The organism is uncultured Parabacteroides sp. (assembly GCF_947855115.1).
GTDB lineage: Bacteria > Bacteroidota > Bacteroidia > Bacteroidales > Tannerellaceae > Parabacteroides.
On the sequence record NZ_CANTZW010000001.1, the window covers coordinates 165,465 to 189,673 of the forward strand.

Below are 24,209 nucleotides of genomic sequence, written 5' to 3' on the forward strand. Positions count from 1 at the left end.
TTTATTACTTTTTCTTCTTTTTACTCGGTTTTACAGAAATAGGAGAAAGTTTATTGATTCCTTCCTCGTTCACGGAGAATGAGTAAGGCATATCCTCCGGATTGACACCACGGTTCATATTCGGCTTGTCACCCATATTGAAATCGATCACGCCACCTTTAAACAAGTCGTTGTGATCTAAATAATTCTTGGTGTAATTCTTGCCGTTGAACGTCATGGATTCGATATAGATATTCTTATCGCTATTATTAGGAGCGTTGATCACCAAGTTGTTTCCATTCTCAAAATGAAGCGTAGCTTTCTTGAACAGCGGAGCTCCCAGCACATACTGGGTCGTACCCGGGGCAACCGGATAGAATCCTAACGCTGAGAATACATACCAAGCGGAAGTCTGGCCGTTATCCTCGTCACCACAATAACCGTCCGGTCCCGGGGTATACATCTTGTCCATTACCTGACGCAACCAATATTGAGCCTTCCACGGCTGACCCGCATAATCATATAAATAAATCATATGCTGGATCGGTTGGTTACCGTGAGCGTAGTTACCCATATTCATCACGGTCATCTCACGAATCTCGTGGATCACCTGTCCATAGTAGCTGTCATCGAACAATGGCGGAACAGCGAACACAGAGTCGAGCATCATCACGAATGAATCCTTACCTCCCATCAAATTTATCAATCCCTGAGGATCGTGGAATACAGACCATGAGTAATGCCAGCTATTACCTTCCGTAAACGCGTCACCCCATTTCAGCGGAGAGAACGGAGCCATAAACTCACCATTCTCATTCTTACCACGCATCAGTTTAGTTTCCTTGTCGTACAAGTTCTTATAGTTCAAGGCACGACGAGCATACAATTCAACCTCTTTCTTCGGACGGTTCAGTTCTTTCGCCATTTTCCAGATACACCAGTCGTTATAAGCGTATTCCAGCGTGCGGGCAGCGTTCTCGTTGACTTTCACATCGTAAGGCACGTATCCTAACTTATTATAATATTCGTGACCCAAACGTCCCGTAGAAGAAACCGTAGGATGTACGTTCTCCGTACCGTGGATCAAGCCTTTATAAAGAGTCTCCAAATCCTCAACCTTCACGCCCTTCATGTAAGCGTCTACCAAGACAGAAGCCGAGTTATTGCCGACCATACAACCCCGGTGACCCGGACTAGCCCATTCCGGGAAGAATCCGCTCTCCTTATATGTATTGATCAATCCCTCTTGCATTTCCTTGTTTACAGACGGGAACATCAAGTTCAAGAATGGGAACAGGCAACGGAACGTATCCCAAAAGCCGGTATCCGTAAACATATAACCCGGCAACACCTCTCCATTAAACGGGCTATAGTGAACAACCTCACCTTGTGCGTTGATCTCATAGAACTTGCGCGGGAACAGCAATGAGCGATAGAAGCAAGAATAGAACGTACGATATTGATCCAAGTTTCCACCTTCAACCTCGATCTTGCCCAGATGCTCATTCCAAACATCCTTGCCTTTCTGAACCAAGGTATCAAAGCTATCGTTACCTAATTCCTTCATATTGACAGCGGCCTGATCGAAGCTAATAAACGAGGAAGCCACCTTAGCGTGAACGATCTCACCTTTCTTCGTCTTAAAACCGATCACGGCTCCCACATGATCGCTTGTTTGTTCTTTCGCTCCTTCTTTCAAGGTAGCGTTGGCGAATGTAGCCTCATACGTGAAAGGTTTGTCAAACTCGATCACGAAATAATTCTTGAAATTATCGGGAACACCACCGCTATTCTTTGTCGAATATCCAATGATCTTATTCTCTTCCGGAATTACCTTGATATAAGATCCCTTATCCAAGGCATCTACCACGATATAAGAATGCTCGTTTTCCGGGAATGTGAAACGGAACATAGCGGCACGATCTGTCGGGGTTAACTCCGTCACCACATCATGCTCCGCTAAATACACCTTATAGTAATAAGCCTTCGCGATCTCTCCTTTGTGAGAGAACCAGCTGGCACGTTTATCTTGGTCAAACTCAGGTTTACCCACCACTGGCATGATAGCGAATTGTCCGTAATCATTGATCCAGGGACTTGGCTGGTGAGTTTGTTTGAAACCACGGATCTTGTTGGCCGTATATACATACTGCCATCCATCTCCCATCTTACCTGTTTGAGGAGTCCAGAAATTCATACCCCACGGACGAGCGATCGCCGGATAAGTATTTCCTGTAGACAACTCAAAAGAAGACTGCGTACCCATCAATGGATTCACATACTCTACTGGGTTGAAAACTTCATTAACAGATGCCGCCGCAGGTTTCCCCACCCACATCAGCGCTGCCGCTAAAGCTAAAGCCCAAATGCTTTTTTTCTTCATGATATAGCTATTTAATTAATAATATAATTTATCCGTTTTTGCGTTTTTATTCATAGTTTCCCCTTGAATATCCATTTAATTAACATGAATAGAAAGTGATTCTCGTGTTATTTATTTAGAAATATCCCTTTCTTTCTTATGAATTTCTGGCATTATACGAATATAGGTGCAAATCTAACAAAAAGAATTAGAAAAAAGAAATCCCAAGCGCCCGATGATGCCCAGTCCATCATTCTTTTAGCAATCTCAAAAAATATAAAATATCATATTCAAGTTCCGTACGAACTATGTCTATTCGAAAATATAAGTTACATATAAATGTAATCAATCTAAACTTAATTTAAAACAAGAGCAAAATGACAAAGAATGAATCTAAGCTATTATCCCTTCAAGGGATAGCTAAAGCCTCAGCGTTCTGTTTGCTGCTTTCCGCTTTTTCTGTAAACACCGCAATGGCCGTTCCCGCTTCCGCTAGCACGGTCGATGAAATCCAGGTAGTGCAGCAGGGCAAGAAGGTGACAGGTGTGGTGAAAGATGCCAATGGGGAGCCTATTATTGGAGCAAACGTGGTGGTAAAAGGTACTACAAATGGTACAGTTTCCGACTTTGACGGTAACTATACGATTGAGGGTGTATCTTCCAATGATGTGTTAGTTGTTTCTTATATTGGTTTTTTAACACAGGAGTTCCCTATCGGGAATCAATCATCCATCAATATCACATTAAGCGAGGATAGTCAAGCCTTGGATGAGGTAGTGGTAGTTGGTTATGGTACGATGCGTAAATCAGACGTGACAGGATCTATCGCAACCACTAAAGGAGCAGATATCTTGAAAGCTCAGTCATTTAGCGCATTGGATGGTTTAAAAGGTAAAGCTTCTGGTGTGAACATTTTCTCTAATTCAGGTCAGCCAGGTGCAGAGATTCGTGTGTTGATTCGTGGTGTAAGTACGATTAATGCTTCTACAAACCCATTGTACGTGGTCGATGGTGTCGTAATGGAAGACTTCCGTTTGTTAAATCCGAATGACATTGAGAGTATCGAGGTATTGAAGGATGCGTCTTCTGCAGCCATTTATGGTGCCCGAGGCGCTAACGGTGTCATCTTGGTAACCACAAAACGAGGCAAAAAAGATGGCGAGGGTACAACCGTTTCTTATCAAGGATCCGTGACATTGGGCACAATGGCTCGTAAAATGGATCTTTTGAGCGCTTCACAATGGCAAGAAGCGTTCATGCTCGGATTGGAAAACTCAAATACTTATCATGGTACTAATTATTCATTGAACCGTGCGGATCATTTCACTGATAGACGGTACTTTGATGAAAATGGTAATGCAATTTATGATACGGATTGGCAAGATGAGGCAACTCGTACGGCTGTTTCGCATAATCATCAGTTGAATATCCAGCAAGCAGGTAAGAATTCCACAATGGGTGCCTTTTTGAATTATACGGATCAACAAGGTATCATGTTGAATTCATACATGAAACGTTTGAACGCAAAAGTTGCATACGACGCAGATCCGACAAAATGGCTATCTACTTCCGTAAACTTATTAGTTAACCATTCTTGGGGAAATAACGTAGATCATGGTGATGGTTCTCAGAATGCGCTTCGTACAATGATTGAGATGCCGGCTTGGTATCCAGTTAGAAATACGGATGGAACATGGGCGGATGATAATACCGCAGTTTTCCAAGACGTGGTGAAATATGCGGCTACTGCCGATAGAGAGGCTCAGATGGTTCGTTTCTCGTCAGAGGATGGTGCGAATCCCGTACACTTCTTAAACAGTGTTAAGCGTATGCAATACCGTACACAAATCTTCGGAAATCTCGCCTTAACATTCCATTTAGCTGAAGGTTTAGATTTAAAAACTCAGTTCGGTATAGACCACCATAACAATACCAACCGTGAATATGGTCCACGTGATATACACGATTTCGGTAAAAGCGATCAAGGTAATGCTTACCAATCAAACTCTAGTACTCTTTATTGGCAAGAGGAAACTTATTTGAACTATAATAAAGTATTTGGCGAACATCGCATTAACGCAATGGCTGGTTTGTCTTGGCAGGAACGCAAATATGAATCATTTGACGCAACTGCGAAAACCTTTGCGGATGATTACTACGGTTATTATAATATGGCCGCTGGAACACAGCGTCCTTCCGTAAGCTCTGATCACGATCGTTGGGCAATGAACTCTTACTTCTTACGTTTCGCATATACTTGGAAAGATCGTTACTCTGCGACAGTAACTGGTCGTTACGATGGTTCTTCTAAGTTCGGTAAGAATAATAAGTACGCATTCTTCCCATCTGCGGGTTTAGCATGGAATATTTCTCAAGAAGATTTCATGAAAGACAATAATACGATCAGTAACTTAAAGTTACATACTAGTTATGGTTTAATGGGTAACTCTGAAATTGGAACGTACGCTTCTTTGGCAACGATTGGGCAGGGTACAACGGTTATTGGGGGCGAAACTGTAACTACTGCCTATCTCAGTAAAATGGCTAATAAAGATTTGAAATGGGAAAAGACCGCTCAATTTGATTTAGGCGTAAACTTGGGATTGTTTAGAGATCGTTTGTCATTTGATGTATCTTATTATCGTAAATATACAAGCGATTTGCTTTATAGCCGTCCATTACCTTACTCAACAGGTTTCTCTGATATCACTGCCAATATTGGTGAAGTATCTAACCAGGGTATGGATTTAATGATTAATGCTACTCCTGTATTAAATCCAGAGTTCACATGGTCTTCTACCTTGAATTTAAATTACAACAAAAACCGGGTAGAAAAATTAGGTGCTAACGATGAGACGATCTGGAGTGATTGGGGTACATTGAAAGTAGGTGAATCCTTATCTTCTTTTGGCGGTTATGAGTGGTTAGGTATTTATGACTCTGGAGATCAAATCGGACGTAGTAAGATCGCCACAGAGAAGACGATCTTAGGTAAAGGTTTGCCTGATTGGACTGGTAGTTTTATCAATAACTTCAGCTATAAGAATTTTGATTTAACGTTAGATATGCAGTTTGTATGGGGTGTAGAAGTACTACAAGATTTCTTGCATTCAACTCAGTCTCGTTTCTTGACATCTGGTTTGTCTACGATCTTGACTGACGCTTGGACTCCAACAAATACAGACACAAACGTTCAAATGATCTATAACCGTCCTTATGGTGATGGCTATAGTGATCAGAATTTCAATTCTTCTTGGTTAGCGAACGGTTCATTTTTACGCTTAAACTTAGTTCAATTAGGTTATACATTCGAACCATCTAGCTTGGAAAAAATAGGTCTGAAAGGTTTGCGTTTATACTTCAACGTAAATAATGCCTTTGTGATTTGTTCTAAGGACTTCAAGGGCTACGATCCTGAGGGTTCTTCTAAAGGTACCTCTACATGGGGACAAAATGTTATGTTCTTCGCCTATCCGAAGTCTCGTAACTTTACGTTTGGTGCAAATGTTACATTCTAATAGTCAATCAATCACATGAAAAAAGTAAAATATTTAGTATACGGTGCAGTGAGTCTTCTCACCTTAGTTACTCCGGCTTGTTCTGATTTCTTGGAGGAAGAGCCATTAGACTTGAAAACAGATGGTCAGTTTTGGACTTCTGACACTGATGCGGAGTCTGCGGTAAATATGGTTTATTATAGTGGTGTTCCTTATTTGTATGGGGGACGTAACACTGGTTGGCAACCTACTCGGTTAATGTATAATGGATTATTGTCTGGATTGTTCACAGACGATAAGAAGGATGGTGATTTTTCTGCAAATATGGAGACTATGAATGTCACTTTCCAGACCGTAGCAAATGAAGTAGGTGAGATTTGGCGTGAACCATATGTTAGCATTAACCGTTGTAACGTAATTGACAAGCGTTTACCAGAGATGGTAGCTTCAGGTATTATTTCTGAGGAACGTAAAAACGAGTTACTTTCTCAGGTTTATTTCTTCCGCGCTTGGTCTTATTTCTTCTTAGTGAAAGAGTTCGGTTGTAAAGATGGAGAGGCACAAGATGGTGGGAATGGAGGAGTACCCCTAGTGTTGGAACCTTATGAGACTACTGATCCGGATGTCATCAATCAACCTCGTGCTTCTATTACAGCTGTTTACCAACAAATTGAGAAAGACTTGCTTGCAGCTATTGATTATTTGCCTAACAAGACATTTGCTGATAATGGCTGTCGTGTGACAAAGCCTGCTGCACAAGCTTTGTTAGCTTCCGTCTATTTGCAATGGGCTGGTTATCCCCTGCAAAATACCGAGATGTATGAGAAAGCTGCAAAAATGGCAGAGGCCGTGATTAACGGTACAGCAGGTCATACATTGGAAACGAGTGATGATTCAGGAGAAAATCAAATGAGTGCATTCAATAAAGTCAAGAATGATAAGACCTCTAAAGAGATTATCTATGCGATTGAGTATGAGCAGTCTCTAAACCGTGACAATCCATATATCAATGCTTGCTTAACCAATCAGGCAACAGCATGGACAGAAGATGACGGATCGAAAGTTTTTGCAACCTCTGTATTAGCAAATATGTACCATGCCAGCGATTATATATTGGATAGTTATGTAGAGGGTGATGTTCGTATTAAGGAGAAGAACTTTTTCTTTACAACTTATACCTCTGCCACTGGTAAAGAATTCCATTGTAACCAATACGATAATTGGTTCTGGTATGAGGATTATGCTATGATTAATTCCAAAGGTAGTAGCTTAAATTTCCCTGTATTCCGTTTGTCTGAAATGTATCTGATCGCTGCAGAGGCTTTGTTGAAGCAATCTACTCCTAATGCGGCTAAGGCTAGATCTTATGTTGAGACAGTTCGTAAACGTGCCTTTACTGTGAATGGTGTGTTAAATGAAGGATATAGTCTACCTGCAACAATTACGATTGATGATGTATTGACGGAACGTTTGCATGAACTTCCATTGGAATTAAAGATTTGGGATGACATCCGTCGTAATCGCTTGTATCCGCAATTACAATCAGACAATAGTCTGAAATGGGTAGATATCACCACTGCTCAAACTTACAATAAGCGTGATAATAAGTCCTTCAAGGAAAATACGCACATGTTGCTTTGGCCGATACCACTAAGCGCTATGGAGCGTAATCCGAACTTGTCACAAAATCCAGGATATTAATAGAATCTTGATTAATGTTTAAGTAATTCAATACAAATAGAGAAGGTATGGCAATTGAGCTATACCTTCCCTTTTGTTATAAATCTTATAAATAATATAAATTAATAAAGACTTAATCGGACAGTTACCTATAAAAAGAATACATTTGTAACAATGTACAGATTAAGTTATGGCAACATCTGAAAATGTCATCAAGAATAAGTCTTATTATTACAAATAATCTATATATAATGAAACACATTCTTTTATCTTTATGCCTCATGTCAGGAATAGGGTTTGGGGTATCGGCCCAGAAAGCTGATCTTACCCAATACGTGAACACCTTACAAGGTACCAACTCTAAGTTTGAGTTGACTCGTGGAAACACCTATCCAACCACGGCTTTGCCTTGGGGAATGAACTTTTGGACACCACAAACCGGTCTTAATCGTGACGGATGGATTTATCAACATTTCAAGGATTCTATTCGAGGATTCCGCCAAACCCACCAATGTAGTTCTTGGACGAATGATTATGCGGCTTTTTCATTAATGCCTGTGACAGGAGAATTAGTAGTAGATCAATATAAGAGAGCTGCACGGTTCAATCATAAGAATGAAATAGCTCGTCCGGATTATTATAAAGTCACCTTGGACAACAAGATAACAACCGAAATGTCACCAACAGAGCGTGGAGTTCATTTCCGTTTCTCGTTCCCTGGTCGTGGCGATTCATACGTAGTAATCGATGCAAATAACGGAGGAAGTTACGTGAAGATACTTCCAGAAGAACGCAAGATCATCGGTTATGACCGTAATGCAAACCATAGTGTTCCAAAAAACTTTACAAATTATTTCGTGATAGAATTTGACAAACCATTTGTCTCTTATGGAACATGGACTGGACATGAAGGTACGTTAGCGACCGGAAACAAAGAAGTGACACATGACTATGCGGGAGCGTATATCCAATTCAAGAAAGGAACAAAAGTACAAGCCAAAGTAGCCTCTTCTTACATCAGTTTTGAACAAGCAGAATTTAATTTGCGCAAGGAACTTGGCGATTACTCAAAGATAGAACAGACACGTGCCGCCGCAAAAAAAGCATGGAACGAGGTCTTGGGTAAAGTTCAAGTAGAAGGAGGTTCCGAGGAATTGAAGGCTACGTTCTACTCTTGCTTCTTCCGCTCTATGTTATTCCCCCGTAAGTTCTATGAACATGATGAAGCCGGAAACCCAATCTATTATAGCCCTTACGATGGTAAGATACATGAAGGGGTAATGTATACAGATAATGGCTTCTGGGATACATTCCGTGCACAGTTCCCATTGAATGCTATCTTACATCCTGATTTTCACGGTAAATATATCAAAAGTTTATTTGATGCTTACGATCAAAGCGGTTGGTTGCCGTCTTGGTCTTTTCCCGGTCAATCTGGAGGTATGATTGGTAATCATGCTTTATCATTGATCGCAGATGCATGGGCAAAGGGATTTCGAGACTATGATCCTAAACATGCGATGAAAGCTATGGTACATGAAGTAACAGGTAAAGGTCCTGCAGGACCTGCTAATGGTAGAGACGGATGGAAAGATTATTTCTTCTATGGTTATGTTCCTTATCCAGATGTTCGTGAAGCTACTGCCAAGACATTGGAATATTGTTACGATGACTGGTGTGCAATGCAATTTGCGAAAATGACAGATCAACCTTTTTACGAGAAACTTTTCAAGAAACAAATCTACAATTATAAGAATGTATATGATTCTTCTTCTGGTTTCATGCGTGGTCGTCAGAATGATGGTAACTGGTGTCCTAACTTCGATCCGGCAGAGTGGGGTGGTCCTTTCACAGAAGGATGTGCATGGCATTACCAATGGTCAGTATTTCACGATATCCAAGGATTAATAAACTTAATGGGAGGAGATAAGCCTTTTATCGCCAAATTGGATTCTGTATTTACCGTATCCAATGATTTCAAAGTAGGTACTTATGGACGAGTAATCCATGAGATGGCAGAGATGAAAATGATTAATATGGGGCAATATGCGCATGGCAATCAACCTATCCAACATATGGTTTATTTATATAATTATGCAGGTGAACCTTGGAAAGCACAAAAATGGGCCCGTAAGATTATGAATGACCTATATGATGCAAGTCCAAATGGTTATCCAGGAGATGAGGATCAAGGACAAACATCTTCTTGGTACGTAATTAGTGCAATGGGATTATATTCAGTTTGCCCAGGTACAACTGAGTATGTAATCGGTAGCCCGATATTTCCGAAGATGACGATCCAATTAGAGAATGGTAAGAAATTGGTGATTGAAGCAGAAAACAATAGTCCAGAGAATGTTTATATCCAATCTGCCTCATTAAACGGTAAGCCTTTTAGTCGTAACTATCTAGAGTACGATGAATTGATGAATGGCGGCGTGATTCGCTATCAGATGGGAAATAAACCCGCGAAGAACAGAGGAACGGCACCTGCTGATCGTCCATTCTCTGTAAGCAAATAAGCTATTATTCTTTTTAGACGGGTAATAACTGATGGAATGAAAGGGAAGGATGAGCGATCATTCTTCCCTTTCTTTCTAACATATCATCACAAGAACAGTATTACTATAAAACCATTCCCAAACTCGAATTATGCTTGTTCCCAAAGCCAAATAATCTTTGCATTAAAAGGGATGAATATTAAATTGCTTTCTGCTATAAACAAAAAAACGCCAAAATTGCTTTCTGCTATAAACAATTCGTTATATTTGCGAATATAAAAAATATGGTTATGGAGCGTTTAATAGAAATGTACAGAAAGAAACTGCGTTTTTCCTCTACCGCATTTATCAGGAGCATAATGTACGAAATTAACTGGGATGCCCGGTTAATCGGTATAAAAGGTGCTCGAGGAGTAGGTAAAACCACCTTGTTGCTACAACATATCAAACTGAACTTTCCGCAAGATGATCGGGTATTATATGTCAGCTTAGATAATATCTATTTCTCGGACAATCGGTTATATGATTTTGCGGATCGCTTCGTTAAACGTGGAGGTACACGATTGTATTTAGATGAGGTACATAAATATCCTCATTGGAGCCAAGAGCTAAAAAATATATATGATGATATGCCGGAGTTACAAATCATTTTCACCGGTTCTTCTTTATTGGAGATCTTGAATTCGAGAGCTGATTTGAGCCGAAGAGCAATCGTATATGAAATGCAAGGTCTGTCGTTCAGGGAATACTTGAACTATAACCTTCAAACCTCATTCCCTGTCATGCGTTGGACCGATCTTCTCCAAGAGCATACATCGCTAGCGGAGAATGTGGTGGCTTCCATAAAAGTGCTCGAACACTTTCCTCGTTATTTACGGCATGGTTATTATCCTTATTACAATGAGTTGCCGGATTTATATCCGCAGCGTGTGGAAGAAGTTGTCAATATGACATTAGAGGTAGAATTACCACAATTAAGGGGGGTAGATATCTCTTATTTGCCTAAAATAAAACAGTTATTATTAATTATCTCTGAGTCGGCACCTTTTATACCAAATATCAGTAAGCTCAGCGAAAGAATCGGTATTACGAGAAATGCCTTATTGACTTATTTAAGTGTATTGGCAGAAAGTAAGTTGACTTATAATCTACTAAAATCATCTTTTGGCATCTCCCGCTTACAAAAACCAGACAAGATCTATTTGGAAAATACGAATCTGATGTATGTTCTTTCTCCCATGGAAGCGAATATTGGTAATGTAAGGGAAACCTTTTTCGCAAATCAATTAAAAAAATCACATCAGGTAACCATGAGTAAAGTCAGTGATTTCTTGGTAGACGGAACTTATACGTTCGAAATTGGTGGTAAACGAAAGGATGGCTCTCAGATAGAAGGAATACCCAATAGTTTCATCGTGGCAGACGACATAGAGATTGGATTTGGCAATAAGATCCCATTGTGGATGATGGGATTTTTATATTAGGGAAACTAAAAAGAAAGGGAAGAATGACCACTCATCCTTCCCTTTCACGTCATCAGCTATTAAAATAAAAAATATTATTTAGCGGAATATCCCTCATTTTGAGTTAAATTCGGGTTACGTTGTATTTCATTTACAGGGATCGGCCAGTGCAAGTCGGTTTCCTTAAATGTTGCACCGCTACCATTCGTCGCGCCAATTAAATCAACAAATTGAACCTCACCCTTATTTGTCTCAGAGATTTGAGGGAATTTGCCTGTACGAACACAATCGTCCCAAATCTTCATTTCCAATGGGAACTCACGCAAACGCTCTTTCCAGCACTCCTCGATAAAGGCTTGCTTGCCTAGTCTTTGAAGTTCAGAAGCGATAGTAGAAACATCTTTACCTTCCATGTTAGCACGAGCTTTAACCTGAGCTAAATAATTAGCGGCTTCCGCGTTTACACCGCTAGATTGAGCGATAGCTTCAGCGGCAGATAACAATGTTTCCGCATAACGATAGAAGTTCCAGTCTTTCGTACCCTTACCTGTCTCAAGAATAGCAGTCTCATCGTACCAATACCAGTTACAAAGCATCTTCATATCCAAAGTTGTTCCATCAATCGGATGCGTATATGTACGATGGAAGAACTGATTCATCTCTGCACGTAAGTCATTTTCTCCATATACATTTAAATAGCGCTCGCTAACACCGTACACATTTACCCACAAAGAATAGTTATTTCCTGTAGAAGAGTTTGCGAAAAATGTCGGTGAAATCAAGTTAAACGCATGAACGGGAGTATTTCCATTGGAAGAAATAGAAGCGTCATATTCACGAGCATAAATCACCTCTGGCAGATCATCAGTTGTACGCAACTTATTGTATGCGCTACCTTCCCCTAAATCATCGTTAGTCGCTAACTCAAATTTACCGCTATTGATCACATCTTTTAAGGGAGTAACAGCACTAGCATAATCACCTTGTCTCATATAAACATCAGCCAACAACATATCAGCTGCATATTTTGTTACTCGGTGGCTATTACCTGCGAAAGTCGCATCTGGCAAATTCTCTACGGCAAATTGTAAATCAGGAATAATAATATTGCTATAGACCTCAGCCTCAGCTGCACGAGTCGGATACTCAACCAAAGTCGCATCTTCTGTCGGTTCTGTCATCATAGGCACGTCACCGAACATCTTCACCAAATAGAAATAGTTCAATGCACGGAAGAATCGAGCTTCAGCTTCATATTGAGCTTTACTATCCATCTCTACACCACCAATGTACTTAATGACAGCGTTCGCAATATTAATAGACTTATAACAATCTTTCCATGCGTCGTTAGTCAAATAATTACAACATGACTGTGTAAAGTTTTGACGGGTCAACTGGCGGGCATACGAGCAATCCACTTCTTGGCCTTCATACTCATTCGTAAAATAACCAGTGACCATGTTCACTACAGATAGACTAGAACCTCTATAAGCACCTGTCATGTCGCCCATCTTGGAAGGAGCACCATCACGATACAAATAGTTGACGTTGTCAATAATATCTGCGCTTGTCTTATAATATGTATCCAAAGTCAACGCAGACTTAGGCTCTTCATCCAAAAAACTGTCACATGCGGTAAACCCTGTTAATCCCGCACATAATATAGCTGTTGTTAATATTTTTTTCATCGCAATTTTCTGAATAATTTAAATTAATTAAAATGTTACGTTTACACCCAAAGTGAATGTTCTCGCTCTCGGATAAGAGAAGAAGGCCATATTCTGACCGAACTGTTCCGGAGAAACCGCACCGTTGGTTGTAGATATTTGAGAAGTTGCCTCTGGATCATACCCGTTGAAATCCTTAGCAGTAATCAAAAACGCATTGTTCACGTTCAAGTATAAACGTAAGCTGCTAAATGGAGTCTTCTTCAACTGATTTGAGTCGAAAGTATAACCTAATTGAATCAAGTTCGCACGCAAATAAGAACCGTTAGCCACCCATTGAGAGTCGGTCAAAGTATCTTGTCCCGCATGTCCACCGTTAAACAACCAGATAGCTTGTTGCATAGAATTCGGGTTCGTACCATCGTATGCGTCATACAATATATTTGTCAAGCCGTTTGTTTGTCCAAAGCGGTCATATGTAGAGTGATAGAATTGTTGCAATGTTTGAACACCTGCGACAAACTGCAAATCCAAAGTGAAATCCCAATTCTTATAACGTAATGTATTGATCATAGATCCTGTCCAATCGGGTACACCTTTACCAATAATCTCGCGTTCGGAAGAACGTTTCGCACGACCGATCTGTTTCTTTTCGCAGTTACCCGCCTCATAATCTTCGATCGTATAAACACCTAAACGTTTGTAACCGTAGAAACTTCCAACACTTTCGCCTACACGCAAAATAGAAGCACCACTTACCCACTCGTTTTTCAAGATATCCTCATCATTCTCTCCTAACGCTAAGATCTTATTCTTATTGAAGTTAGCATTGATAGATGTCGTCCACGTGAAGTCTTTCGTATCAATATTACGAGTTGTCAACATCAAGTCCAAACCTTGGTTACGGATAGAACCGATATTCTTATAAACAGTCTCGAAACCTGTCGTATGAGGAACCGGAGCATCCAATAACAAGTCTGAAGTTTTCTTATTGTAATAAGAAGCATCTAACGTAACCCGATTATTGAACAATCCTAAATCAAAACCTATATCGAACTGAGCGGTTTTCTCCCATCTTAGATCTGAGTTGGGCAATCTGTTCAAGTAGGAATAGGAAGTACGGGCGCCATTCAATAACAAAGTATTATTGTAAACGGTCGCTAAAGACTTATAAACACCAATCTCAGAGTTACCAGTCAAACCGTAGCTAGTATGTAACTTCAAGTTGCTGATTGTATTTTGGTCAGCCATGAAGTCTTCTTGCGTAATGTTCCATGCCAAACCTGCGGATGGGAAGAACGCATACTTATTATTCTCTCCGAACTTAGAAGAACCATCATAACGACCTGTTACAGTAGCTGAGTAACGATCCTTATACGTATAAGCAAAACGCAAGAAATATGAGTTCATAGCCCAACGTTCCCAATAAGTCTGTGGAGAATCTGGTTTTGTTCCGGCTGCCATATTATTGTCTTGGAAAAAGTCACTGGTGAAATTTTCCGTATACATTCTATTGTAATCATACTTACGTTCTTGCCAAGACAAACCGACCATAGCATTAATACGATGATCGTTAATTGTCTTATTGTAAGTCAAGTAAGTTTCCTCTTGCCAATAAAGTGTATTTGCATGCCATCTCTCCGCACGTCCTTTCTGGTCATAAGCCAAGTTTACCAAATCGCTTGGCATATATTTGTGCAAAGTCTTGAAGTTAGCGTCAACACCAAACTGGGTCTTTAAATCCAAACCCTCGATGATATGGAATGTCAAGGCTGCGTTTCCGAACACTTTCGTGTTATAATTCATATTCTTATAAGTCTTCAAGATATGAACAGGATTAGACATTGCCTCAAAGTCCATAGGCATGCCCTGCGGGGTATTTGTAGATGTATATTTACCATCGTATTGAACAGGCATCCAAGGAACCATCTCGATCATTGTACGACGAGCATCTTGGCCACCACCATCTTCAGGAGTTGAATTACCCCAAGTGTGGTTAACAGATAAGTTTACGGAAGTAGATAACCATTTGGTCGGATTTGCGTCATAAGCGATCTTTGCGTTCAAACGCTTTGAATAGGTATTCAACATGATACCCTGGTTATCCGTATAGTTCAAGAATGCTCCCATTGAAGACTTCTCACCTCCTTGTTGAATGTTCAATTGGTGGTTATGAGAAATAGCTACACGAGTAGCCTCATCCTGCCAATCTGTATCATAAAGAGGATTACCATTAGAATCGAAGAAACGACGATCTGCAAACCAATAAGCAGGATCTTCAGACCAATTAAAACCACCCCATTGATTCTCATTCCTGATACCTGTCATAAACGCATCACACCATTCTTGAGAGCTCATTGCATCCATCTTACGAGCGCGATGTGCCAAACTTACAGATCCGGCATAGCTTACTTTTGTTCCGTCACCGTCCTTATTACCACGTTTAGTTGTAACCATGATAACACCATTTGCTCCACGAGCACCATAGATAGCGGTAGCGGAAGCATCTTTCAATACCTCCATAGACTCGATATCATTGGGGTTCATCAAATAGAAGTTCTCCATTACTACACCGTCCACAACATACAACGGATCAGAAGAAGCGTTGATTGTAGCTTGACCACGGATTACAACACGGCTACCATAAGCACCTGGCTGGCTGGAGTTTGAGAAGATGTTTACACCGGCAGCTTTACCACGTAAGTTATCCAACGCACTAAAGTTCTGGGCCTTTAGCATATCTTCACCCTTTGCCGTAGAGATAGAACCTGTTACGTCCGACTTACGCATTGTACCGTAACCTACTACCACAACCTCGTCCAACGTCTGCGTATCCTCTTTCAATGTTACATTAATCGTGGATTGGCTACCTACAGGGATGTCTTGTGACAAATAGCCGATATAAGAAATCGACAAAACTCCATCAGAAGGTACTCCTTCAATCGTGTAATTACCGTCAAAATCTGTAATCGTTCCATTTGTTGTACCTTTCACAACAACATTGGCGCCGATTATAGGCTCACCATTGGCGTCAACAACTACTCCTGTTACCTTCTTACCCTGCTGTACTGCCTGAATTTCATCGACCGTACCGACGGAAACGGGAGCGGCCATTGCGGCGTTTACAGAAAAAGCGGAAAGCAGCAAACAGAACGCTGAGGCTTTAGCTATCCCTTGAAGGGATAATAGCTTAGATTCATTCTTTGTCATTTTGCTCTTGTTTTTTTAATTAAGTTTAGATTGATTACATATATTCCATGTAATTTTTATCGTATAGATGGACATAGTTCGTACGGAACTAGTGTGCCATTCATGGTCTACATTCTTAAAAACAGGGCAAATGTATAACTTTTTTTGTAAACTAGACTTAATTCTTGTAGTATTTTTTCAATAAAAATGACACATTTATCACAAATACCCCCTTTGAACCAAGAAAATCGGCCTCTAAATGTATTAAAATTATATTGTTCCGTACGAACTTATAATAGCATTTGGATCCTTTATACTCCATAAACAGTTGACTATCACACTCTAACAAAAGAAAAAATCTCAATCCGATCACAATGAACAAATGTTAAATCTATTGATATTCAAAGCTGACACAAAATTACACTATCATGGTCCTTTTCAGATAAAAAGATAAGATACTCACAATCTGAATGATATAAAAAGTCACTACTTCCCTTACGATTAAAAAAGGTACCGCATTATCTACAACCTTTCTACCAAGAAAATTTTACAAATTTGTTCTCCCCTAACTTGAGATCTGAATAACGTATTTTAAACATTGCCCGAGAAGAAGCTTGCCGCAGAGTTATCCGTCTCGTGCTCGGACAAAAACTCATCGTCCGACAGAATAATTCCGGTTTATTTGGCGCAGATTACTATTTACTATACATTTGTATATTTATAAAATAACTCTCATTAATACCCATCCACCTAAACAATGCAAGAAGAACCATTTGATTATTCTGAAGTTCCTTTCCATTTCGGTATGTGCGCCGAAAGCCAGTGTACACGATCGGAGACCTGCTTGCGCCAGATTGCCTTGCGGCATACCCCTGCGAACGTACCTTTTATATTAACCTTAAACCCCACATGGATCAAGGGAAGAAAAGGGGAATGCAAGTATTACCGCTCCAACGAGAAAGTTCGCTATGCCAAGGGCTTTATATGCACGGTAAAAGCACTCACCCTACAAGTAGAGGAGACTTTCCGAACACAACTCATCTTATATTTCGGACGTAAAAATTATTATCTGAAACGTAAGGGAGAAGTATTATTATCTCCCGAAGAACAAACCTACATCATTAGTTTGGCGAAAAAACTGGGAGTCAAGCAAAATGAATATTTTGACGCATACGTGAAACGCTACAATTGGCAATAGGTATAGGCCTTTCCGTCACCTCTATCGTACAATGATTCTATGCTATAATATCAACAGTCTAATTTCCCCTAAAGGAAACTGTAATTTCTACGGCAAGAAACTACAGTTTCCTTTCGAAGGAATTACAGTTTCCCCCTTCTGATATTTTCAAGAAACGTAATTTAGCGAAATATACCATATAAAAGTATCCAAATAAATAGAAGCCTCTTGATACAAGACAAAAAATAAAGGCGGGTATCCCCGCCTTTACAAATTATACAAATAAAATTTCACCTTTCTTTACCAAGATAATTTTATAAATTTATTCTCCCACGGAGCAAAGTTCAACGGATTTCCCGAAACAGGATCTCCCACGACATCACAAACCGTAGTTTTTACAAAATTAACCTTATCCGAGGTTACCGAGAATGTAGCGGGTTTCCCCCCTATCTCACGTAGCTGAAGCATAACAGCGTTCTCTCCTTCCACAGGGCGCATATTCACCAACAACAGATTCTCCGGTACGATCTTAAAAATAGACGCCGACTGAAGGGGAGCTACTTTCTTATCTCCGGCCGGTAAGACACGAGTCAAGAACGGAATCCGGTTCTCCCAAGCGAACTTGGTCGCATACTCAATGGAATTGTCTTTAGAAGAGTTGATGAAATAACTCCATTGCATCTCTCCCATCTGGTCCGCGTTGAAATTGGTTACCCAGTAGTTATTCATCGGCCATGAATACATATTCGTAGACTGAGGTACGGCCCCGGCCTTATACCGCCCCGTATTGATCGCACCGAATTGCATCAGAGGAATCTCTTGGCTACCCATCACGACTTGCGACTCTCCATTACGAGCCGTAGCGAAGTTTTGCACCGTATACCAATCGTTCGAGGAACCCGGAATCTGGTCTACACCGGCCTCTATCGATCCTCCCGGAACATCTAAATGAATCTTTCCACCTTCAACCTCAAACGGGAAAGCGATATAAACCGCCTCCGGATCTGTCACCGCCTTTTTACGCAAGCGATAAACAACCTCGATTTTCTTTGTCACGTTAAATACACGGAACTCCACCATCAAGTTATTCGGCTCGCGTCCCGCTACCGTCTCTCCCCTGAAACGATACGTATCCCAGATCGGACCTTTCTCGTATTTCTCAAATTGCATCTTCTCAGGACGACGACGCAGGAATTGGGGAGCACGATATTGCTCCATCGGATGGCGGCTATCGATAATCTCATAAATAAACTCGCCCATCTCCCATTCTGCGTCCGGCGTAACCAGTTGTTTGTTCAAATCCTTATCATACAATTTACTAATTGTTCCTTTACGGATATTGAAATCTATGGAATACCAAGGATTCTCAACATGTGTCTCTTTCAATTCTGTAGCCTCCTGTATTTCCGGGCGTGGCGCATCCTTTACCTTTATATAATATTGAGCGTATCCCAAGGCCGGGACATCCTTCACATAAAAGTTCCAGTAAGTACCATCGGAACGGCTCTCGCCAGCCTGAGCGGGAATCACGTTACCTGCCGCGTCTACGATCTCGAACGCCTTGTCTTTCGGAAGGATCTGATGATCCACATAAGCTTTAGCGATACCGCTGTAACTCCAATTTAGCGTATTAAACACAGCGATAGACGGGACATCGCTTTTAGGCACGAACGATTGCAATATACCCATCGTAGCCTCTCCCAACAAACCGGAATGGCGATAGGCCTCCCACGCATACGATTGCTTCAAGGAACGTTGTTCCCAAGTTTCCAGCCCATAAGCGTTACGTACACTCTCACTATGGCCGAAAGTATGCTCATCATAGAACAAAAGAGCCTTGTTGATATCATAAATACGATCATTGATATCTGCCGGTAACTGAGCGCCTAGCATTTTAGCGAATGACAATCCGACTTGGTTCGCTATAATATCCGAATGAGTCACACGGGATATAGCGGCTTCGCGGGCTCCGGAGGCGAAACCGTCCGTCCACCAATCCGGCCAAGCGCCACGGATGGTCTGGATACGATCCGCATATTGGCTCTCTACCACCTTAAAGAACTCGCTGGCTACCGCCGTGCGTAACTTCGGCCACTCATATTTCTCATTCCATTTCCGCAACATCTCACAACTTTTCGTGGATGGGGGCGCATTGTCCGTAAAATACCCCGAATGTTGAGCGGCCAATATATCATACGGATAGTTTTTCGCTTCCATTTGATCCAGATACGCCAAGACTCGTTCCTCGAACTGCTCAAAATCATCGGTATGGATACCAAAGAAATTTCCTTGATTATAATGCTCGGCACGATAGGTCAGCACCTTCTTCCCGGAAGGAGACTCCCACCAGAATACGGTAGGCTTGTCGAAACAGATCAATGCCCGGTGACCGTGCGTTCCCATATTCACGTATTTCACTCCGGCATCCGCGAAATACTCGCTGAAACACCAACCGATACCATTCACGTCATCCTGCATAGCAACCTCGGCACGCATCCCGTTTTCCCGGAACTGCTTGATCGGGTAAAGGGAAGCGGCAAGTGTTTGCTCATCCGGCAGCTCGTCGAAATTCAAGTACATCGTAGCTAACTCGATACGGCCCTCCTTTACCCGCTGCTTCAGGCGAGCGACCTGTTCTGCCGGACGGCATTTCAAATATTCGCTAACCGCCCAAGCGATCTCGCAAGTCCAACGGAACTTGGCGAAATCGGGATAATGATCCGTTGCGTCGCAATAATCCAACGCATAATCAATATATCGCAGGTGTTCTGCCAAGATCTCCATCTGGGAACGAGTATAACCGATATCCGTATGCGTGTGTTGCACCATATTCATTTGCCAATGGCGAACCGGCTTTACGGTAACTGTTGTCTCCTCCTTCTCTTTCCCACTCGTCAACGTCAGCGGTAACTGGCGGGTAGCGCTAACCTCGGGTATCTCGATTAGAAATACATTATCGCCGGAGACCAGCTTCTCTTTACGGCTTTGCTCTCCTAAACGGATCGTTACCGCGGAAGGCTCTCCCTCATGCCTCACGGAAATCTCAACCTTTTGAGTCAGCCCATTTTTCGATTTATAAACCGCAGGCAATACACGACTCTTGATATCCGATAATCCCGGAGACGCATAGACCGACAATGTCCCGATCAACAAGGCCAGTCCTACTGATAAATAAGTTCTTTTTTTCATCTTATCGTGTTTTTAATGATATAAATCCTATGTACAACATACAAATTAATAATAGCATCAAGCCGGCTACCTGTCCGAACATATCGGCTATGCCCCCCATGCAAGGCGTGACCAAAGCGCCTCCCGATACCCCCATAATCATCAATGCGGAGACCTCGTTCGATTGGCCCGGTCGATGTTCCAAGGCAAAAGAGAACAGGATAGAAAACACGTTCGAGCAGGCTAAGCCTACAATTACGATCATAACGCCCATACTCCACAAGCTACCAGAGATAAGCAACCCTACGAAAGAGAGGATGCCGACGAGCATACTTCCTCTCAAGAAAGGCCGAGACGAGATCCTCGCCAGTAAAAGAGCCCCCAGGAAAGAGCCCCCGGTACGAGCGGCGAAATAAAGACTACTCCCCAGCCCGGCTTCTTGCAACGGCATAGACAACTTTTCCATCAATAACTTGGGTATCGTCGTATTCAGGCCGACATCGATCCCGACAATACACAGAATCCCCAAGAAAAGCATCCGTATCCTCGCATCTTTGCATAAGGCTAACGTAGAGGCGAACGAAGCTTCTTGCACCTCGCCTTCGTCTTTACCCGGAATGGTCGTTATCAACCAGATAATAGACAATAGGGTCGTCATCGAATAGACTATAAATATCAGCTTCCAATCTCCCCAGAAAGAGGAAGCGACTCCCGCTATAATCGGTCCCAAGAAAGAAGATACCGCCTTGATGAACTGTCCCAGCGTAAGCACACTCGTCACTTTATCCGGATTTACCACCCGTGCGACCATCGGGTTCAAGGATACTTGCAAGATCGTATTTCCAATTCCCAACAAGGCGAACGCAAACAAGATACAAGCAAAATCGTAGAAGAAAAGAGGAAGCAACATCGCCAAGGCGGTGATCACCAAAGCTACCACCACCGTATTCCTACGCCCATGCCGCCCCATCCAGATACCGGTCGGGACGGAGAACAGGGCGAACCAAAGGAAGACCATCATGGGCAACAAGTTCGCCAAGGTATCGGACAGGCCAAAATCCATCTTCACATAATTCGTGGCAATTCCCACGACATCCACGAATCCCATCACGAAAAAACCGAAAAGGATCGGGAATATAGCGGAGCTTGTTCTTTTAGTTTCCATATCGATCTTTTGGTTGGTTACTCATTTCTAATACCAAATGTCCACCCCGGGTAATCTCAGAGAAAGGAATGCGAGTATCCATCAATGGGTTCCCGTTTAAACGCATCGATCGCACATAATCATTTTGTTTACTATTATTACGGGTCTCGATCACGAATTCCTTTCCTTTATAATAACGATCATTCAGCCGGATCGTAATCTTATCGAACAAAGGGCTGCCCAAAGCGAAGGAAGGCTCTTGATCCGTCAAGCCTTTCATATCAAACAGGCCCAAGGAAGATATCACGTACCAGGCCCCAAGCTGACCTTGATCCTCATCCTGCCCGTAGCCATAACCGTGGATGCCATCCGTTCCATAAAACTCATTCAAGATCGCCCGCACCCATTTTTGCGTAAGGGAAGGACGACCGGCCTCGTTGAACATCCAAGAGATATGTAGGCAAGGTTGGTTTCCTTGGTTATACAAGGTTTGCAGGCCGGCGAAAGCCCCTACCTCCGTACCTCCGCTAAAGATTAATTTACGAGACACCGTGAAGATACTGTCCAGACGATGATTAAACACGTCCGCTCCAACCTTGGCGACCAGCCCTTTAGCGTCGTGAGGCACATAGAACGTATATTGCCAGGCGTTGCCTTCCTGGAATCCGCGCCATACTTGCATCGGATTGAAATCCTCGATAAACGTACCATCCTTCTTCTTAGGACGGACAAAATTACAGGATGGATCATAAATGCGTTCCCAGCCTTTCGACAAATCCATCAGGCGGTTATAATCGTCGGTCTTGCCAAGTTGTTTAGCCCATTGAGCTACGGCCCATGCGCTATACGAATACTCCAAGGTATGGGAAGCGGAGAACATAAAAGCCTCGTCCGGCCCATCCCCCTTATCTACATGAGGTACATAACCGTATTCCACGAAATATCGGGTATCGACCTTTCCCGCTCCCAAAGGACGATCTTTCCCGTCCAGCTCATTCTTCAAGCAAGCTTCATAGGCCGTATTCACATCGAAGTCTCGGATACCACATTGATAAGCGCCGGCGATAATCGCGCTCAACAAATTCGTACCTACCCCAGATACATAACGGCTATTGGCGATACCGTCTGCCAGCCATCCCGCATCCTTGTACACCAATAGATGACTGCTTATATAATCCGAATAATACTCCGGATAGGCTAAGGCCCAGACCTGCGTCAGATTCCATTGCGCTCCCCAAGCGGCATCGGTATTATATAAGTTATGTACCGGCTTTCCGTCTTTCAAGGGGATTTGCCCTACTGATCCGTCATTTCTCGGGTAAGCGCCATTCACGTCGCTAGCCAATCCCCGGCCCAGCAAAGCATGGTACAAACCGGTATAGAACTTCACCTTGTCTTCCCGGATCGGGGTCTCTACCCGGATACGCCCCAAATACTCTTCCCACGTCTGGCGGGAAATCGCTCTCGCTTCATCAAAGGTAAGGGTAGCGGCCTCTGTCTCCCGGTTCAAACGGGCATTCTCCACGGATGTATAGGAAAGCCCCACCTTAGCGGTTACCGATTCTTGATCTTGGGTATGGAATGTCAGGTAAAGACCGGCTCCTACCCCGGTCGCTCTCCGTTCATCCGGACGGATATCCTTTCCGTTGAAAGCACCATATCCTGCGGGAACCTTGTCCAACACAGCGGAGAAATACAAGGGGACTGATGCCCCGGGTTGGTACTTTCTCACGTATTCAGGCTCGGTAATCACCCAACCCTCGATACGTCCGTCTTCCGTAAGGCATACTTCCGCGTCTCGTATGGCTCCGCTTTCTCCCTGGCGGTTCCCTATATCGAACAAGATATGGCTATCCTCCCCGGCAGGAAATGTATACCGCTGGATAGCGACACGAGGAGTAGCGGTAAGCTCCGCACGGATCGAGTAATCTTTTAAAAGGACGGAATAATAACCGGCGGTAGCGATCTCATCCTCACGGTCAAAACGTGAGCGGTATCCTATACCGGTAGAATCGTCTACCGCTCCGGGTATCGTTTTCAAGGCCCCGGTCGTAGGCATCAGAACGATTCCTCCAATCTGGAATTCATGCAAACAAGGGAACCCTTCGATCGATTGATCCCGATAATCGTAACCGGTAGCCTCCCAACCGGATTTATTCCCGATATGCCCGTTGGTAGAAGGAGCCGGTTTAGCCATACCGAAGGGCATCGCTCCCGGAGTAAAATGAAACCATCGGCAATGTGCCGTGCCAATCCGGGGTTCTACGTATTGGCTAAGTTCTTCCTCCCGGTTTTTCTTGTCTTGTGCCACACACGATATGAAAAGACCGCAGGTAAGCATCAGGAACCAAGTATACTTTATAATATATTTCTGTCTCATGT

General features: G+C 42.5%; 11 protein-coding genes. 5 read left to right on the forward strand and 6 right to left on the reverse strand.

The features are described from left to right. Positions 1-4: 4 nt before the first annotated feature. Entirely contained in the window at positions 5-2,362 is a 2,358-nt protein-coding gene (locus Q0110_RS00705) for a GH92 family glycosyl hydrolase (RefSeq protein WP_297900799.1), read from the reverse strand. Between the two features lie 356 nt (positions 2,363-2,718). On the opposite strand from Q0110_RS00705, the gene Q0110_RS00710 reads away from it, so the two are divergent. The 4 genes from Q0110_RS00710 (at position 2,719) to Q0110_RS00725 (ending at position 11,503) form a co-directional block, all read left to right on the forward strand. Further along, the gene (locus Q0110_RS00710) at positions 2,719-5,859 is read left to right on the forward strand and encodes a TonB-dependent receptor (RefSeq protein WP_297900800.1); all 3,141 of its coding nucleotides are present in this window, start codon (positions 2,719-2,721) and stop codon (positions 5,857-5,859) included. A 15-nt stretch (positions 5,860-5,874) separates the two neighbouring features. Next, positions 5,875-7,539 (forward strand): RagB/SusD family nutrient uptake outer membrane protein, encoded by a 1,665-nt coding sequence (locus Q0110_RS00715; protein ID WP_297900802.1) that lies wholly within the window; start codon positions 5,875-5,877, stop codon positions 7,537-7,539. A gap of 185 nt (positions 7,540-7,724) precedes the next feature. Continuing rightward, positions 7,725-10,040, forward strand: a complete 2,316-nt coding sequence (locus Q0110_RS00720; protein WP_297900804.1) for a GH92 family glycosyl hydrolase — start codon at positions 7,725-7,727, stop codon at positions 10,038-10,040. A gap of 269 nt (positions 10,041-10,309) precedes the next feature. Next, on the forward strand, positions 10,310-11,503 hold the full coding sequence (locus Q0110_RS00725) for an AAA family ATPase (protein ID WP_297900806.1): 1,194 nt from the start codon (positions 10,310-10,312) through the stop codon (positions 11,501-11,503). A gap of 74 nt (positions 11,504-11,577) precedes the next feature. Here Q0110_RS00725 and Q0110_RS00730 read toward each other — a convergent pair whose 3' ends face one another. Together Q0110_RS00730 and Q0110_RS00735 are read right to left on the reverse strand one after the other, a co-directional pair. Further along, positions 11,578-13,170 carry a RagB/SusD family nutrient uptake outer membrane protein gene (locus Q0110_RS00730; protein ID WP_297900809.1) on the reverse strand — a complete coding sequence of 531 codons (1,593 nt, stop codon included), beginning with the start codon at positions 13,168-13,170 and terminating at the stop codon, positions 11,578-11,580. A 27-nt stretch (positions 13,171-13,197) separates the two neighbouring features. Continuing rightward, positions 13,198-16,359 carry a TonB-dependent receptor gene (locus Q0110_RS00735; RefSeq protein WP_297900811.1) on the reverse strand — a complete coding sequence of 1,054 codons (3,162 nt, stop codon included), beginning with the start codon at positions 16,357-16,359 and terminating at the stop codon, positions 13,198-13,200. Between the two features lie 736 nt (positions 16,360-17,095). On the opposite strand from Q0110_RS00735, the gene Q0110_RS00740 reads away from it, so the two are divergent. Beyond that, positions 17,096-17,536: a DUF6078 family protein gene (locus tag Q0110_RS00740; RefSeq protein ID WP_297900814.1), complete on the forward strand. Its 441-nt coding sequence runs from the start codon at positions 17,096-17,098 to the stop codon at positions 17,534-17,536. Positions 17,537-17,815: 279 nt separating this feature from the next. On the opposite strand, the gene Q0110_RS00745 is transcribed toward Q0110_RS00740, so the two are convergent. Genes Q0110_RS00745 through Q0110_RS00755 form a run of 3 tightly spaced genes read right to left on the reverse strand, consistent with a single transcriptional unit; the run spans position 17,816 to position 24,207 of the window. Next, positions 17,816-20,704 (reverse strand): glycoside hydrolase family 38 C-terminal domain-containing protein, encoded by a 2,889-nt coding sequence (locus Q0110_RS00745; RefSeq protein ID WP_297900818.1) that lies wholly within the window; start codon positions 20,702-20,704, stop codon positions 17,816-17,818. Between the two features lies 1 nt (position 20,705). Continuing rightward, positions 20,706-21,848, reverse strand: coding sequence for an MFS transporter (locus Q0110_RS00750; RefSeq protein WP_297900821.1), 1,143 nt, complete (start codon positions 21,846-21,848; stop codon positions 20,706-20,708). After that, complete coding sequence (locus Q0110_RS00755; protein WP_297900824.1) at positions 21,838-24,207, reverse strand: GH92 family glycosyl hydrolase; 2,370 nt, start codon at positions 24,205-24,207, stop codon at positions 21,838-21,840. The genes Q0110_RS00750 and Q0110_RS00755 overlap by 11 nt, the downstream gene beginning before the upstream one ends. Positions 24,208-24,209: the final 2 nt, after the last annotated feature.